The organism is Curtobacterium sp. C2H10 (assembly GCF_025407985.1).
Classification (GTDB): domain Bacteria; phylum Actinomycetota; class Actinomycetes; order Actinomycetales; family Microbacteriaceae; genus Curtobacterium.
This window is the reverse complement of sequence record NZ_JABXGF010000171.1, coordinates 1-264: the sequence shown is the minus strand read 5'-3', so window position 1 is coordinate 264 and position 264 is coordinate 1. Positions and strand designations below refer to the sequence as shown.

Annotated in this window: 1 protein-coding gene; it reads right to left on the bottom strand. The window is 50.0% G+C overall.

Translation table 11 applies throughout. The annotated features are described in order from the left end of the window. Positions 1 to 53 precede the first annotated feature (53 nt). On the bottom strand, positions 54 to 264 hold a 211-nt coding region (locus HWD93_RS18520), incomplete at its 5' end, for a DUF4113 domain-containing protein (RefSeq protein ID WP_261647610.1).

The window sequence follows — 264 nt, the reverse complement described above, 5'->3', positions numbered from 1 at the left end:
CGCACATAGTATACCAACAATTTTGACTCGCCAGGCTCTCTCAATTAAACCTATTATCTGACGCGTAGCAGATCGCTGTATCTGGTGGTATAACGCGGAGAAAGCATCTCCCGTTTCATCTGCCAGGCGGTCTGGATACCCTGGCCTGCAAAATACAAAGCCCCCTTCCCGTTCTTCGCATTCAGGTGATCCAGGACCTCCATCAACTTTTCGCTATTTTTCCGCGGTGCATTATCGTCAAACAGGTTTAGCTGAGCCACGCCC